Annotated in this window: 15 protein-coding genes; all 15 read left to right on the top strand. The window is 62.2% G+C overall.

The genetic code is table 11. The features are described from left to right. Window positions 1-26 precede the first annotated feature (26 nt). The 15 genes from B9Z34_RS01850 to hflC all read left to right on the top strand — a co-directional run bounded on the left by B9Z34_RS01850 (window position 27) and on the right by hflC (window position 15,574). Window positions 27-1,028, top strand: coding sequence for an RluA family pseudouridine synthase (locus B9Z34_RS01850; RefSeq protein ID WP_108426397.1), 1,002 nt, complete (start codon window positions 27-29; stop codon window positions 1,026-1,028). Between the two features lie 139 nt (window positions 1,029-1,167). Continuing rightward, window positions 1,168-1,950: an SMC-Scp complex subunit ScpB gene (gene scpB / locus B9Z34_RS01845; RefSeq protein ID WP_108426396.1), complete on the top strand. Its 783-nt coding sequence runs from the start codon at window positions 1,168-1,170 to the stop codon at window positions 1,948-1,950. Then, complete coding sequence (locus B9Z34_RS01840; protein ID WP_108426395.1) at window positions 1,947-3,155, top strand: pseudouridine synthase; 1,209 nt, start codon at window positions 1,947-1,949, stop codon at window positions 3,153-3,155. The genes scpB and B9Z34_RS01840 overlap by 4 nt, the downstream gene beginning before the upstream one ends. 126 nt (window positions 3,156-3,281) lie before the next feature. After that, window positions 3,282-3,707: a nucleoside-diphosphate kinase gene (gene ndk / locus B9Z34_RS01835; protein ID WP_108426394.1), complete on the top strand. Its 426-nt coding sequence runs from the start codon at window positions 3,282-3,284 to the stop codon at window positions 3,705-3,707. Between the two features lie 32 nt (window positions 3,708-3,739). Next, window positions 3,740-4,891: a 23S rRNA (adenine(2503)-C(2))-methyltransferase RlmN gene (gene rlmN / locus B9Z34_RS01830; RefSeq protein WP_108426393.1), complete on the top strand. Its 1,152-nt coding sequence runs from the start codon at window positions 3,740-3,742 to the stop codon at window positions 4,889-4,891. After that, complete coding sequence (locus B9Z34_RS01825; RefSeq protein WP_108426392.1) at window positions 4,884-5,849, top strand: helix-turn-helix domain-containing protein; 966 nt, start codon at window positions 4,884-4,886, stop codon at window positions 5,847-5,849. Before rlmN ends, B9Z34_RS01825 begins: the two co-directional genes overlap by 8 nt. Beyond that, window positions 5,846-7,117: a flavodoxin-dependent (E)-4-hydroxy-3-methylbut-2-enyl-diphosphate synthase gene (ispG, locus tag B9Z34_RS01820; protein ID WP_108426391.1), complete on the top strand. Its 1,272-nt coding sequence runs from the start codon at window positions 5,846-5,848 to the stop codon at window positions 7,115-7,117. Before B9Z34_RS01825 ends, ispG begins: the two co-directional genes overlap by 4 nt. Further along, on the top strand, window positions 7,114-8,451 hold the full coding sequence (gene hisS / locus B9Z34_RS01815) for a histidine--tRNA ligase (RefSeq protein ID WP_108426390.1): 1,338 nt from the start codon (window positions 7,114-7,116) through the stop codon (window positions 8,449-8,451). Before ispG ends, hisS begins: the two co-directional genes overlap by 4 nt. A gap of 24 nt (window positions 8,452-8,475) precedes the next feature. Continuing rightward, window positions 8,476-9,147 (top strand): tetratricopeptide repeat protein, encoded by a 672-nt coding sequence (locus tag B9Z34_RS01810; protein WP_108426389.1) that lies wholly within the window; start codon window positions 8,476-8,478, stop codon window positions 9,145-9,147. Next, window positions 9,147-10,280 carry an outer membrane protein assembly factor BamB gene (gene bamB, locus B9Z34_RS01805; protein ID WP_108426388.1) on the top strand — a complete coding sequence of 378 codons (1,134 nt, stop codon included), beginning with the start codon at window positions 9,147-9,149 and terminating at the stop codon, window positions 10,278-10,280. Before B9Z34_RS01810 ends, bamB begins: the two co-directional genes overlap by 1 nt. Window positions 10,281-10,299: 19 nt before the next feature. Continuing rightward, window positions 10,300-11,640 (top strand): ribosome biogenesis GTPase Der, encoded by a 1,341-nt coding sequence (gene der, locus B9Z34_RS01800; protein ID WP_108426387.1) that lies wholly within the window; start codon window positions 10,300-10,302, stop codon window positions 11,638-11,640. 70 nt (window positions 11,641-11,710) lie between these two features. Further along, window positions 11,711-11,974, top strand: a complete 264-nt coding sequence (gene hfq / locus B9Z34_RS01795) for an RNA chaperone Hfq (RefSeq protein ID WP_082431612.1) — start codon at window positions 11,711-11,713, stop codon at window positions 11,972-11,974. Window positions 11,975-12,024: 50 nt separating this feature from the next. After that, complete coding sequence (gene hflX, locus B9Z34_RS01790; protein ID WP_199220041.1) at window positions 12,025-13,212, top strand: GTPase HflX; 1,188 nt, start codon at window positions 12,025-12,027, stop codon at window positions 13,210-13,212. Window positions 13,213-13,268: 56 nt separating this feature from the next. Further along, window positions 13,269-14,663: an FtsH protease activity modulator HflK gene (gene hflK / locus B9Z34_RS01785; RefSeq protein WP_108426386.1), complete on the top strand. Its 1,395-nt coding sequence runs from the start codon at window positions 13,269-13,271 to the stop codon at window positions 14,661-14,663. An 11-nt stretch (window positions 14,664-14,674) separates the two neighbouring features. Continuing rightward, entirely contained in the window at window positions 14,675-15,574 is a 900-nt protein-coding gene (gene hflC / locus B9Z34_RS01780) for a protease modulator HflC (RefSeq protein WP_108426385.1), read from the top strand. Window positions 15,575-15,576 lie beyond the last annotated feature (2 nt).

Here is a 15,576-nt window from a genome sequence, read left to right as displayed (position 1 = left end):
CCTTGATTATATCGACCGACCCCGAAATGGATGAGCCTGCCGCCTTGCTGGACGATGGCGAGCGCGTGCTGGAGGCATCGGACGAGGAAGTGCGCAGCAGCCAGGTGCCTGTGGCGCTGCACGGCCAACGTCTGGACCGTGCCTTGGCCCAAATGGTGCCCGAGTTTTCACGCAGTTATTTGCAGCAACTGATCGAGCAGGGTGATGCCCTGATCGACGGGCGTGTGGTGACCAAGGTGTCGACCAAAGTCCGGTTGGGGCACCAGCTCGTGGTCACCTTGCGGGCCACGCCGCAGTCGCAGGCTTTTGTGCCGGAAGCCATGCCCATTGACGTGGTGTACGAAGACGCCCACCTGCGTGTGATCAACAAGCCTGCGGGGTTGGTGGTTCACCCGGCACCCGGCAACTGGCGCGGCACACTGCTCAATGGCCTGTTGGCGCTGGACCCGCAGGCCAGCGAGGTGCCCCGGGCGGGCATTGTGCATCGCCTTGACAAAGACACCAGCGGTCTGATGGTGGTGGCCCGCACCCGCCAGGCCATGGACGCGCTGGTCCAGCAAATTGCTGCGCGGGATGTGCGTCGCCAGTATCTGGCCATCGGGCACAAGGCCTGGACAGGGCCTTCACCCACCACCGTGGAAGCGGCGATTGGCCGTGATCCCACGAACCGCCTGCGCATGGCGGTGGTCGATCTGACGCACCAGTCGGGCAAAACGGCGGCCACCACCATCGAAGTGCTGGACAGCCAGGCGCTCGGTTGTCTGGTCGAGTGCACCCTGCACACCGGACGAACCCACCAGATCCGGGTGCACATGGCGCACATCGGGCATCCCTTGTTGGCGGATGCGGTTTATGGCGGGGCCCAAGCCGCGGGCATGGCGCGCCAGGCCTTGCACGCCTGGCATTTGGCCTTTGTGCATCCCATCACCGGTCAGTCCATCGATATCCGTTCGCCTTTGCCCGAGGACATGGCGCGGGCCCTGTCAGATTGGGGCCTCAGCTACAATGCAGCCAATCAGGGAGCTTGAGCCGGATTACCTGGTTTGAGCGCATCCAGGGCCTGGCCAGCGGCCAAGATCCTCCAGAACGGGGTTGTTTCTTTGCAGAAGCGGCCATGACCTCTGCACCTTTGACGCCGTGAGGCGTTTTTTCCCGAAAGATCGACACATGAATACGGCGCAAGCCAAGCGTGTCCTGGAAACGGCCTTGCTCACCGCAGGTCAGCCTTTGTCATTGCGCGACATGCGCGTGCTGTTTGACGATGCGCTCGGGGCCGACACCCTGCGGCAAATGCTGCAAGACCTGCAAAACGAATGGGCCCAAAAAGGTCTGGAACTGGTCCGTGTGGCCAGTGGCTGGCGCTTTCAGAGTCGGCCCGAGTTGCGCACTTACCTCGATCGCCTGCACCCCGAAAAGCCGCCCAAGTACACCCGCGCTGTGCTGGAAACCCTGGCCATCATCGCCTACCGTCAGCCGGTCACGCGGGGTGACATGGAAGACATCCGGGGTGTCACCATCAACTCGCAAATTCTCAAACAGCTTGAAGACCGGGGCTGGGTCGAAGTCATCGGGCACCGCGAAACCGTTGGCCGTCCCGGTTTGTATGCCACGACGCGCCAGTTTCTGGACGATTTGGGTTTGGCGGCTCTCGACCAGTTGCCCATGCTGTCGCAAGTCGACGGTCAGACCTCGGCTTTGTCGGGTCTGGTGGACGAGTTGCCGGTCCAGCCCTCCTTGTCGCTCGAAGACGCGATCAATGCCTTGCCTTTCGAGATGCCCATCGTCGCGGATTCGGACGCTGCCCCAAGTCCTGCCGAAACGGCCAAGCTGAATGAACCGCTGGACGCTCCAAGCGTCACTTCCGATCACAGCGATGATCCTAGTCTGTCTGCGCAATCAGATAACCACCCTGACCATCCGCTGCACGGCGAAGCGTCCTCCAACACATGAACCCAGATTCTCAAGACGACAAGCGCTCGTCACCCGCTGACGCCCCGGCCCGCCGACCCAAGACGGCTGCGCCTGCCGAGTCGGTTTACAAGCCGATCGCGCTGGCCGATGTGGTTTCGGGCCAGTTTGACGACGAAGAAGCGGCCGAAGCCGTCGCCATCGACCTGGGCAAGCGGGTCCTGGCGCCCCAGACCGATTCGCCCAAACTGCACAAAGTGCTCGCGCAAGCGGGCATGGGTTCACGCCTCGAGATGGAAAAGCTCATCGCTGAAGGCCGCATCATGGTCAACAACGAGCCTGCCCACGTAGGCCAGCGCGTGCAATACGGGGACCAGATCAAGGTCAATGGCAAGCCCATCCACATCCGGATCGCCCCGCCGCCCGCCCGCGTCATCGCTTACCACAAGCCCGCGGGCGAGATCGTCAGCCATGACGATCCGCAAAATCGCCCCTCGGTGTTTCGCAAGCTGCCGCGCCTGCAAAACGGCAAATGGCAGTCGGTGGGTCGCCTGGACCTGAACACCGAAGGCCTCTTGTTGTTCACCAGCTCGGGCGAGTTGGCCAACCAGCTCATGCACCCGCGTTTCGGCCTGGAGCGCGAATACGCGGTCCGTGTCCTGGGTGCTTTGAGCAAGGAAGAAAAGCAAAAACTGCTCGACGGCGTGATGCTCGACGACGGCCCGGCACAATTCGGCTCCATTGAAGACGGCGGTGGCGAAGGCTCCAACTGCTGGTACCGCGTCACCATTTCCGAGGGCCGCAACCGTGAGGTCCGCCGCATGATGGAAGCCGTGGGCCACGCGGTCAGCCGGCTGATCCGCATCCGTTACGGGGCCATGGTGCTGCCCCATGGCCTGCGCCGGGGTGCCTGGCTGGAACTGGACGAGTCCGATATCCGTGCGCTCATGCGTGCTGCGGGCACGCTCGACCGGGCTCGGACCCCAGCGCCACGCCCGGTCTCACGCACTGACCGCAACGATCGCCGCCCTCGCACAGGCGGACAGGGCAGGGCAGGCACCGCCGTGCCGCGGGCCAAACCCGCAGCCAAACCCAATCAGGCACCCGGTGGATCGGGCTTGCATGCCAAGTCGGATGGCCCGAAAAGCGAAGCCAAATACATTGGTGCCGAGAGCTTCAACCGTTTGAAAAAAGCCCCGGGCGGTCCTGGCCGTGGAGGGCGAGGCGGCGGTGGCCGAGGCCGCTGATTCCGGCTTTTGCCGTGGGGCCATGTGCCCCAAACGCGCCGTTTGGCGGGTTTGCTCAGGTTAGAATAGCGGGCTTTGCCGCAGGGCAAAAATGCTTTTCAAAACCTTTTCGTTACAGGAAACACCATGGCCATCGAACGCACCCTCTCCATCATCAAGCCCGACGCAGTCGCCAAGAACGTCATCGGTCAAATCTACGCCCGATTCGAAGCTGCCGGCCTGAAAGTGGTCGCCGCCAAGATGGCCCACCTGTCGCGCGGTGAAGCCGAAGCTTTCTACGCTGTGCACAAGGCACGTCCTTTCTTCAAGGACCTGGTTGACTTCATGGTCTCCGGCCCTGTGATGATCCAGGCCCTGGAAGGCGAAAACGCCATCGCCAAGAACCGCGACCTGATGGGTGCCACCGACCCCAAGAAAGCCGCTCCCGGCACCATCCGCGCTGACTTCGCCGACAGCATCGATGCCAACGCCGTGCACGGTTCTGACGCCCCTGAAACTGCTGCCGCCGAAGTTGCTTTCTTCTTCCCCGGCATGAACGTTTACACACGCTGATCGCGTCGCGGCTCCAGCGCGACCTTGCCCCCATGACGGCCAACCTTCTCGAATTCGACCTGGAAGGTCTGGCCGTTTTTTGCGAGGGTCTGGGCGAAAAGCGCTTTCGGGCCACCCAGTTGTTCCGCTGGATCCACCAGCGGGGCGCTGCGGATTTTGATCAGATGAGCGATCTGGCCAAGTCCTTGCGCCAAAAGCTCCAATCTCACGCGCACGTCACGGCACTGCCCGTGATCAGCCAGCACATTTCTGGCGACGGCACCATCAAGTGGCTGTTCGATGTGGGCGACGGCAACGCCATCGAATCGGTGTTCATCCCCGAGGACGACCGGGGCACCTTGTGCATTTCATCCCAGGCCGGTTGTGCCGTGGGCTGCCGTTTTTGCTCCACCGGCCACCAGGGCTTCAGCCGCAACCTCACCACGGGTGAGATCCTGGCCCAGCTGTGGTTCGCCGAACACTTTTTGCGCAAACACTTGAACACCGACGAGCGCGTCATCTCCAACGTGGTGATGATGGGCATGGGTGAGCCGCTGCAGAACTATTCGGCGCTCGTGCCCGCGCTGCGCGCCATGCTCGACGACCACGGTTATGGCCTCTCGCGCCGCCGTGTCACGGTGTCCACCTCGGGTGTGGTGCCCATGATCGAGCGCTTGTCGGGGGACTGCCCGGTGGCCCTGGCCGTGTCGCTGCACGCACCTTTTGATGCGCTACGCGATAACCTGGTGCCGCTCAACCGCAAATACCCGCTCGACGAACTCATGCAGGCGTGCATCGGCTATTTGGCCCACGCGCCGCGTGACTTCATCACCTTTGAATACTGCATGCTCGATGGTGTCAACGACCAGCCCGAGCACGCCAGCGCCTTGATTGACCTGGTGCAAAAACACGCCCGCCAGGGCCTGCGTTGCAAGTTCAACCTGATTCCCTTCAACCCTTTCCCGGCTTCGGGCCTGCTGCGCTCACCCCAGGCGCGGGTGCAAGCCTTTGCCAAGCAGCTGCAAGACGCGGGTTTGGTCACCACCGTGCGCAAAACCCGGGGTGACGACATTGACGCCGCCTGCGGCCAGTTGGCCGGGGACGTGAAAGACCGCACCCAGGTGCAAAATCGCATGGCACAGCAGCGCACCATCCGGCTGGTGCCCGCTTCCACTGTTCAAGCCCAGGAGCCTGGTGATGCCTGACCACACGAATTCGGACGGCAGTTTGTCGACCCCTGAGACCACGGCCAGCGCCCCCTCGACGGCGGGTGGCTTGTTGAAGGCCGCACGCCAGCAGGCCGGGGTGCATCTGGCGGTTTTGTCGGTGAACCTGAAAGTGCCGGTTCGTCAGCTGGAGGCTTTGGAGGCCGACCAGCACCCGGCGGACCAAAGCCCTGTGTTTGCCCGGGCGCTGGCGGCCAGCGTGTGCCGTCAATTGCGCATCGACCCCGCCCCGATTTTGGCGTTGATGCCCATGTCTGCCAATTATCTGGAGCCGCATGGTGCCGTGCGCCATGCGTACGCTGCGCCCGCTGATTTGGGCCGGGTGCGCCGATCTTCGGCGGATGTGCCCGCCAAGGCCTGGTGGGCCGCGGCTGGCATGTTGGTGCTGATCGCCGCCCTGATTTGGGTCCCGCACCCTTCGCAATGGGCCTGGCTTGAGGTGCTGAGTGCTGCAGTGGCTTCGCCCGAGCCTGCACCCGAGACGCGGGCACCTGCCCCGACCACGGTCACCGAGGTCATGGCGTCCAACGCGCAGGCCGTCACCGATCCGTCGCAAGCGGCGGGGCAGGGCAGCCCATCGCCCTTGCCCAGCGTGACGCCCGCAACGCCCGGCACGCCGGTAGCTGCCGCAGTGTCCGTTGCCCCGGGTGTTGCGCCCGAACCTGCCAAGGCGGTCACGGCAGCGGCTGCGCTGCCAGCGCCTGAATTGGTCTTCACCGCCCTCAACACCAGCTGGATCGAAGTGCGTGACAGCCAAAACCAGCTGCTGTGGAACGGCGTGCTGAACGCGGGCGATGCCAAACGCCTGCAAACGCCCCAAGCGGTTTCGGTGGTGGTCGGCCGGGCCGATGCCATTCAGGTCAGCTTCAAGGGCCAGGCTGTGGACATGAAGCCCCACACCAAAGTCAATGTCGCCCGTTTTGAGGTGAAACCATGAGTGATCCATCTCCCATCGCCATCGCTGTGCCCGCCCAGCGCAAAAGTCGCCAGTCCAAAGTGGTTTGGGGCTCGCGCGTCGTCACCGTGGGCGGCGGCGCCCCGGTGCGTGTGCAGTCCATGACAAACACCGACACGGTGGACGTGATCGGCACCGCCATCCAGGTCAAGGAACTCGCTTTGGCAGGCTCCGAGATGGTGCGCATCACCGTGAACACGCCCGAAGCCGCCGAGGCCGTGCCGCACATCCGCGATCAGCTCGACAAGATGGGCATCGACGTGCCGCTGATTGGCGACTTCCATTACAACGGTCACCGCTTGTTGACCGACCACCCGGCGTGTGCCGAGGCGCTGTCCAAGTACCGCATCAACCCCGGCAACGTGGGCAAGGGCGACAAGCGCGATGTGCAATTCGGCCAGATGATCGAAGCGGCCATGCGCTGGAACAAAGCGATCCGCATCGGCGTGAATTGGGGCAGCCTGGACCAGGAGTTGCTGGCCGAGCTGATGGACGCCAACAGCCAGCGCGCCCAGCCGTGGGAGGCGCGACAGGTCATGTACGAGGCGCTGATTTCTTCGGCCATCTCGTCGGCCCAGCGTGCCGAGGCCATGGGCCTCAATGGTGACCAAATCGCCTTGTCGTGCAAGGTCTCGGGCGTGCAGGATTTGATCTCGGTCTACCGCGAATTGGGCCGCCGCACCGACTACGCCTTGCACCTGGGCCTGACCGAAGCGGGCATGGGCACCAAGGGCACGGTGGCTTCGGCAGCCGCCCTGTCGGTTTTGCTGCAAGAAGGCATTGGCGACACCATCCGTGTGTCGCTCACGCCGCAGCCGGGCGAAGCCCGCACGCAAGAGGTGGTGATCGCGTCCGAGATTTTGCAGTCGCTGGGCCTGCGCATTTTTGTGCCCAGCGTCACGGCCTGCCCCGGTTGCGGCCGCACGACCAGCAGCACCTTTCAGGAACTGGCCAAACAAATTGACGACTTCTTGCGCGCTCAAATGCCCGTGTGGCGCGTGCGCTACCCCGGGGTGGAAAACCTCAAGGTGGCGGTGATGGGCTGCATCGTGAACGGCCCCGGCGAGAGTAAGCATGCCGACATCGGCATCAGCTTGCCTGGCACGGGCGAAGCGCCTGCGGCCCCCGTCTTCATCGATGGCGAAAAGCGCCTGACCTTGCGCGGCGAAGGCATCGCGCAAGAGTTCCAGGTGCTGGTTGAAAACTACATTGAGAACCGTTTTGGTTCCGGATCTGCAGAACAAAAATGAGCGAAGCGCTGAAAGAAAACACCCCCAAAGTCGAAAAAACGGCCAAGGCCCAGAAGCTGGTGGGCGTCAAGGGCATGAACGACATCCTGCCGCCCGATTCGGCGCGTTGGGAGTGGCTGGAGGGCCAGGTACGCGCTTTGATGGCGCGTTACGCTTACCGCAATGTGCGTTTGCCCATTGTCGAGCCCACGGCGCTGTTTGTTCGTGGTCTGGGCGAGGTGACCGACATCGTCGAAAAGGAGATGTACTCCTTTGAAGACCGCCTGAATGGTGAGCAGCTGACCCTGCGTCCCGAGGGCACGGCCGGTCTGGTGCGCTCGGTGGTCGAGCACAACCTGCTGTACGAAGGCGGCAAACGCCTGTATTACATGGGCCCCATGTTCCGCCATGAGCGCCCGCAGCGCGGCCGTTACCGCCAGTTTCACCAGATCGGTGCCGAGGTGCTGGGTTTTGGTGGCCCCGAGGTCGACGCCGAGCTGATTTTGCTGGCCCATGATCTGTGGAAGGTGCTGGGCCTCAAAGACGTGCGACTGGAACTCAACAGCCTGGGGCAACCCGCCGAGCGCCAGGCCCACCGCGCCGCGCTGATCGCCCACCTGGAGGCGCACAGCGATGTGCTCGACGAAGAGGCCAAACGCCGCCTGCACAGCAACCCGCTGCGCATTTTGGACACCAAAAACCCGGCCATGCAAAGTGTGGTCGAAGCCGCGCCACGTTTGCTCGACTTTTTGGGTGAGGCCTCTTTGGCCCACTTCAACGCGGTCAAAGCCATTTTGGATGCCAACAGCGTGGCCTACAGCATCAACCCGCGCTTGGTGCGGGGCATGGACTACTACAACCTCACCGTGTTTGAGTTCATCACCACCAGCCTGGGCTCGCAAGGCACCATTTGTGGTGGGGGTCGCTATGACTACCTGATCGAGCAGGTCGGCGGCAAGCCTGCGCCTGCGGTCGGCTGGGCTTTGGGCGTCGAGCGGGTGCTTGAACTCATCAAAGAGCAGGACGAGGCCTTGCCCGATCTGGCCCTCGATGTGTACGCCATCATCCCCGAAACCGCCGCCTTGTCGGTGGCCATGCAGGTGCTGCAAACCTTGCGCAGCTGCGGTGTGTCGGCGCAAATGCATGCGGGCAGTGGAGAGGGCATGGGCAGCATGAAGTCCCAGTTCAAAAAAGCCGACGCCTCGGGTGCGCGTTTCGCCTTGGTTTTTGGGGCCGAAGAGCTGGCCCAGGGCTTGGTGGCGGTCAAATCGCTGCGCGACGGTGCGGGTGCCCAGCGCACCGAGCCTCTGAGCGACGTGGCCCACTGGGCCCACACCCTACAATCTTCGCTTTGATGCGCAAACAGCAGTAAACACACCATGGCCAAAGCACTCGACCTTGAAGAACAAGAACAACTTGACCAGATCAAGCATTTCTGGCGCACCTGGGGCAATCTGATTTCCTGGGTGCTGATCGCGGTTTTGGGCAGTTACGCCGCCTGGAACGGTTATCAGTACTGGCAGCGGACCCAGGCCATCAAGGCGGCTGCGTTGTATGACGAGGTAGAGCGCGCTGTGGCTTCGGCGGACATCGGCCGGGTCGAGCGCAGCTTGGCGGACATGAAAGACAAGTTCGGCAGCACCCAGTTTGCCCAGCAATCGGCTTTGCTCGCAGCCAAAGCCTTGTATGCCCAAGGCAAGACGGAAGCCGCACGAGAAGCTTTGAGTTGGGTGGCCAACGGAGCCTCTGACAAAGCCTACCGCGACATTGCCCGTTTGCGTCTGGCAGCGCTGCAGCTCGATGCCAAGGCCTACGACGAGGCCTTGAAGCAGCTGACTTTGGAGTTCACGCCCGAGATGTCCGGCCTGGCGGCCGACTTGCGCGGCGATGTGCTGCAGGCCAAAGGTCAGAATGCCGAAGCCATTGCGGCTTACCAGCAAGCCTGGCAAAAACTGGCCGACACCCCTGATTACCGCCGTTTGGTCCAGGCCAAACTCAATGCCCTGGGCATCGATCCCGCTGCGGCCGCTGTTTCGGAGACCTCCAAGTGATGACTGTTTTCTCCCACACCTGCACCCGTTGGACCCTGCTGGGGGCCTTGGCCCTCTCGATCGCTGCTTGCTCCAGCGCGCCCGACAAACCCAAGCCCGCTGCGCTGCCCACCGTCAGCGGCCAACTGGCCGTGCAAAAAGCCTGGTCCAACACCGTGGGGCCTGTGACGACGCCTCTGTTCGCCTCCGTGCATGGCGATCAGGTGGCGGTGGCTTCCACCCAAGGGCAGGTGGCCTTGATCGATGCCGCCAGTGGCAAGGACGTTTGGCGGCTCCAGCTCGACAGCCCCATCCAGGCGGGCGTCAGCGGTGACGGTCAGCGTTTTGCCGTCATCACCCGAAACAACGAGGTGGTCGCCATGGAGGCGGGCAAGGTCGTTTGGCGTTACCGCTTGCCCGCTTTGTCTTACACCGCGCCCGTCGTGGCAGGCGCTCGCGTGTTTGTCTTGACCGCGGACCGTGCGGTCACTGCGCTCGATGGCGCCTCGGGCCAGAAACTCTGGAGCCAGCAGCGCACAGGCGACCCCTTGGTCTTGCAACAAGCCGGCTTGTTGATGCCTTTGGGCGACACCTTGCTGGCCGGTTGGGGTGGACGTTTGGCCGCCCTGAATCCCAATACCGGCGGTGTCCTGTGGGAAACGCTGGTGGGCTCGTCGCGAGGCACCAACGAGGTGGAACGCCTGGTGGACCTGGTCGCTGGGGCCAGTCGGCAGGGCCAAACCGTGTGCGTTCGGGCATTCCAGTCGTCGGTAGCCTGTGTGGATGGCAGCCGGGGCGCCACGTTGTGGACGCGCCCGGCACAAGGCCATGAAGGCCTGGACGGGGACGACAAGCTGGTGTTTGGTGTCGAGTCGGACAGCAAGGTGCTGGCCTGGCAGCGTCAAGGCGGACAGCCTGCCTGGACGCAGGACGCCTTGCGTTTTCGTGGCCTGAGTGCGCCCTTGGTGCTGGGGCGCTCGGTGGTCATGGGTGATGACAACGGCTTGGTTCACTTCCTGTCGCGCCAGGACGGACAGGCTTTGCAGCGTTTGAGTACGGATGGCAGCGCCATCACCGGCAAGCCCGTGGCTGCTGGCCAGACTTTGGTGGTGGTGACACGTACCGGGGGTGTCTTCGGATTTCGCCCTGAATGATGGATCGGAAAATTTTTAAGTGAAACCTGTACTGGCCCTCGTTGGCCGCCCCAATGTGGGCAAATCCACGCTGTTCAACCGCCTCACCAAGAGCCGGGATGCCATCGTGGCCGATTTTGCGGGCCTGACCCGCGACCGCCATTACGGCAATGGCAAACAAGGTCGTCAGGAATTCATCGTCATCGACACGGGCGGTTTCGAGCCCGATGCGAGCAGCGGCATCTACAAAGAGATGGCCAAGCAGACCCAACAGGCGGTGGCCGAAGCGGATGTGGTCATTTTTGTGGTGGACGCCCGGGGCGGCCTGTCGGCGCAAGACCACGACATTGCCAAATACCTGCGCAAGATTGGCAAACCTTGCCTGCTGGTGGCCAACAAGGCCGAAGGCATGCTTGAAGGCATCCAGCTGACCGAGTTCTACGAACTGGGTTTGGGCGAAGTAATCCCCATTTCGGCTGCGCACGGACAGGGCACCCGGGGGCTGGTGGAGCTGGCCTTCGATTTGCTGCATTTGCCCGACGAGCCCGAAGAGACCGAAGAAGACCCCTCGGTCATCAAGCTGGCGGTGGCCGGTCGCCCGAACGTGGGCAAGTCCACCCTGATCAACACCTGGCTGGGTGAAGAGCGCCTGGTGGCTTTTGACATGCCGGGCACCACGCGCGACGCGATCAGTGTGCCGTTTGAGCGCCAGGGCCAGAAATTCGAGCTGATCGACACCGCTGGTTTGCGCCGCAAGGGCAAGGTGTTTGAAGCCATCGAGAAGTTCTCGGTGGTCAAAACCCTGCAAGCGATCGAGTCGGCCAATGTGGTTCTGCTTTTGCTTGACGCCGAGCAGGGTGTGACCGACCAGGACGCCCACATTGCCGGTTATGCGCTGGAGAGCGGCCGAGCCATGGTGCTGGCGGTGAACAAATGGGACGCGGTCGATGAGTACCAGCGCCAATTGGTGCAGCGCTCGATCGAGACACGTTTGCCCTTTTTGAGCTTTGCCAACATGCACTTCATCTCGGCCAAGAAGCGTCAGGGCCTGGGCCCGGTCTGGAACTCGATTGTGCAAGCCCACAAATCGGCCATGTGCAAGATGAGCACCCCGATCCTCACGCGCTTGCTGCTGGAGGCGGTGCAGTTCCAAAGCCCGCAGCGTGGCGGCATGTTCCGCCCCAAAATGCGTTATGCCCACCAAGGCGGCATGAACCCGCCCGTGATCGTGATCCACGGCAATTCGCTGGAGCACGTCACCGACACCTACAAGCGCTTTTTGGAAGGGCGTTTTCGCAAAGCCTTCAATTTGTCGGGAACACCGCTGCGGATTGAAATGAAAACATCCACCAATCCCTATGCGGACAAAGAATCCAGTTGATATTTGAGGAAATCCATTTTTCCTGAATGTCGGCCCTTTGCCCTGTGGTAAGGTGGCAGCTTCAAAACTTCTGAACACGGAGAATATCGTGAGCAACAAAGGTCAACTTCTGCAAGACCCCTTCCTCAATGCCCTGCGCCGCGAGCATGTGCCGGTCTCGATTTACCTCGTCAACGGCATCAAGCTGCAAGGCCAGATCGAATCTTTCGATCAGTATGTGGTGCTCTTGCGCAACACCGTGACCCAGATGGTCTACAAACATGCCATCTCGACCATCGTTCCCGGTCGTTCTGTGACCTTCAGCACACCCGAAACGGGTGAAATCACCGCTTGATGCGTTTTTGTGCGGCAGCGGTTTGAAGCCACCGCTGCAGGTTGCTGACATTGTCTGAAACATCTTCACGCCAACCCGCGCCGACCTTATTGGTCGGCGTTGACTTTGGGCTGCCGCATTTCGATGGCGAGCTGCAAGAGTTGGGTCTTCTGGCCGAATCCGGCGGGCTCAAACCCGTTGCCCGCTTGACCTGCAAGCGCAAGGCACCGGACCCGGCGCTGTTTGTGGGCAGTGGCAAAGCCGACGAGATCAAGGAACTGGCCCTGATGCACGGGGCGGTTGAGGTCTTGTTCGACCAGGCCCTCAGCCCAGCGCAGCAGCGCAATCTGGAGCGTCACATCGGCTTGCCCGTGAACGACCGCACCTTGCTGATTCTGGAAATCTTTGGCCAGCGTGCGCGCAGCCACGAAGGCAAGCTGCAAGTCGAGCTGGCCCGCCAGCAGTACCTGAGCACCCGCCTGGTGCGCCGCTGGTCACACCTGGAGCGCCAAAGCGGCGGCATCGGCATGCGCGGCGGCCCGGGCGAGACCCAGATCGAGCTGGACCGCCGCATGATCAACGACTCGATCAAGCGCATCAAAGAGCGCCTGGTCAAGGTTAAAAAGCAGCGCAACACCCAACGCAGGCAGCGCGAGCGGCGCGACACCTTCAACATCTCGCTGGTGGGCTACACCAATGCGGGCAAGTCGACGCTGTTCAATGCCCTGGTCAAGGCCCGTGCTTACGCGGCCGACCAGCTGTTTGCCACCCTGGACACCACCACGCGTCAGCTGTATCTGGGCGAAGCGGGGCGCTCGGTGTCCTTGTCGGACACGGTGGGGTTCATCCGTGATTTGCCGCACGGTCTGGTCGAGGCTTTCCAGGCCACACTGCAAGAGGCGACCGAGGCCGATTTGCTGCTGCATGTGGTGGACGCGGCCAACCCGGATTTCCCGGAACAGATGGCCGAGGTTCAAAAAGTGCTGGCCGAAATCGGCGCTGACAACGTTCAGCAATTGCTGGTGTTCAACAAGCTCGATGCATTGACCCCTGAGCGTTACCCTTTGCAGATGCAGGACCAGTACGAGCTGGACGGCGTCTCTGTGCCCCGTGTTTTCCTGAGCGCCCGATCGGGTCAGGGGCTGGATGTGCTCCGGTCGGCCCTGTCGGAGATCGTGAAGGCTGCCATGCCCGCATCCGTTCCTGAGCCCGCAGATCCCCGTGACTTGTCCCGGGAATATCCGGGTGATCTGCCTTGAAGCCCCTCCGAATTCGGCACAATGCGGATTCGTCATTCTGACAAAGACACTTCACCATGAATTTTCACCTGCCAGCCCTGCGATGGTCCTTGCTCCCGGCAAAGATCCGAGGCATGTTCAACCTGAATGACCCACGCTGGGGTCGGGACGACGACAAATCCAGCACCGATGCCGGCAACAAGCCCGCGGGCGATGTGCCGCCACCCGGCCCCAAACCCGACGCCTGGCAGCAGCCACCCGGTCGTGGCCCGCAGCAACAACCCAATGGTCCACCCGATCTGGACGAGCTGTGGCGCGATTTCAACCGCAAGCTCAGTCAGTTGTTTGGTGGCAAGGGCGGCCCTCAAAGACCGCAAGGCCCCGGCGGCTCGGGCGGTGGCTCTGGCGGCCCCGGTATCCCGGTTTTCTTCAAAAACCTGGGCTTGGGTGTGATTCTGGGGGCCGCATTGCTGGTTTGGCTGGGTACAGGCTTCTTCATTGTGCAAGAAGGCCAGCAAGCCGTGATCACCCAGTTTGGCAAGTACCACTCGACGGTGGGTGCCGGTTTCAACTGGCGCATGCCTTACCCCATCCAGCGTCATGAGCTGGTGTTCGTGACCCAAATTCGTTCTGTGGACATCGGCCGCGACAGCATCATCAAGGCCACGGGTCTGCGCGAGTCGGCCATGCTGACCGAGGACGAGAACATCGTTGAGATCAAGTTTGCCGTGCAGTACCGATTGAACGACGCCCGTGCTTACCTGTTTGAGAGCCGCAACCCGACCGAGGCCGTGGTGCAGTCTGCCGAAACGGCGGTGCGCGAGGTGGTGGGCAAAATGAAAATGGACTCGGCACTGGCCGAAGAGCGCGACCAGATCGCCCCCCGCGTCCGTGAAAAAATGCAGACCATTCTGGACCGCTACAAGGTGGGCATTGAGGTGGTGGGCATCAACTTGCAGCAAGGCGGGGTGCGACCTCCCGAGCAGGTTCAGGCGGCTTTTGACGATGTGCTCAAAGCCGGTCAGGAGCGCGAACGCGCCAAGAACGAAGCCCAGGCCTATGCCAACGATGTGGTGCCCCGGGCTGTGGGTGCCGCTTCGCGCCTGAAGGAAGAGGCTGACGCTTACCGTGAACGCATCGTGGCGCAAGCCGAAGGTGATGCCCAGCGCTTCAAGACCATCTTGCCCGAGTACCAGAAAGCGCCCCAAGTCATGCGTGACCGCATGTACACCGACGCCATGCAGCAGATCTACAGCAATGTGACCAAGGTGCTGGTGGACAGCAAACAGGGCTCGAACCTCTTGTACCTGCCGCTCGACAAAATCATGCAGCAAGTGGCCGCAACGGCGCCTCCCGCTGTGGACGCTCCCACCGCTGCGCCAGTGAATGGCAATGGCAATGCGGCCAACAACGGTACTGTGGACACACGTTCACGTGATCTGCAGCGTTCGCGTGACCGCGATCCACGATAAGGACAAAGAAAATGAATCGCATTGGATTGTGGATTTCGACGCTGCTGGTGGCCTTTGTGCTGTTCAGCTCTACCGTGTTTGTGGTCGATCAGCGCCAGTTCGGCGTGGTGTATGCCTTGGGTCAGATCAAGGAAGTCATCACCGAGCCCGGCTTGCACTTCAAGTTGCCGCCGCCGCTGCAAAACGTCAATTACATCGACAAGCGTCTGCTCACGCTGGACAGCCCCGACAACGAACCCATGCTCACGGCTGAAAAGCAGCGTGTGGTGATCGATTGGTATGTGCGCTGGCGCATTACCGACCCGCAGGCCTACATTCGCAACGTGGGCCTGGACGAGAAGGCCGGCACCAACCAGCTCAACCGCGTGGTGCGCAACGCTTTCCAGGAAGAAATCAACAAGCGCACGGTCAAGGAGTTGCTGTCCCTCAAGCGGGAAGAGCTGATGGACGATGTGAAAGCCGCCGTGCTGCTGGTGGTCAAGGGCGCCAAGCCCTGGGGCGTCGATGTGGTGGATGTGCGGATCACCCGCGCAGACTATGTGGACACCATCACCGAGTCGGTCTACCGACGCATGGAAGCCGAGCGCAAGCGCGTGGCCAACGAACTGCGCTCGACCGGTGCGGCCGAGGGTGAAAAAATCCGCGCCGATGCCGACCGCCAACGCGAAGTGACCATTGCCAACGCTTACCGCGATGCGCAGAAGATCAAAGGGCAGGGCGATGCGCAGGCAGCGCGCTTGTATGCCGAATCCTTTGGCCGTGACCCCCAGTTTGCGCAGTTTTACCGCAGTCTGGAGGCTTACAAATCCAGCTTCGCCAGCAAGAGCGACGTGATGGTGCTCGACCCGGGCAGCTCCGAATTCTTCAAGGGCATGCGCGGCACACCGGGCATTACGCCTGCCCGGAAGTAAAT

It is taken from the genome of Limnohabitans sp. Hippo3 (assembly GCF_003063665.1).
Classification (GTDB): domain Bacteria; phylum Pseudomonadota; class Gammaproteobacteria; order Burkholderiales; family Burkholderiaceae_C; genus Limnohabitans_A.
This window is presented reverse-complemented; position numbering and strand designations above follow the sequence as displayed.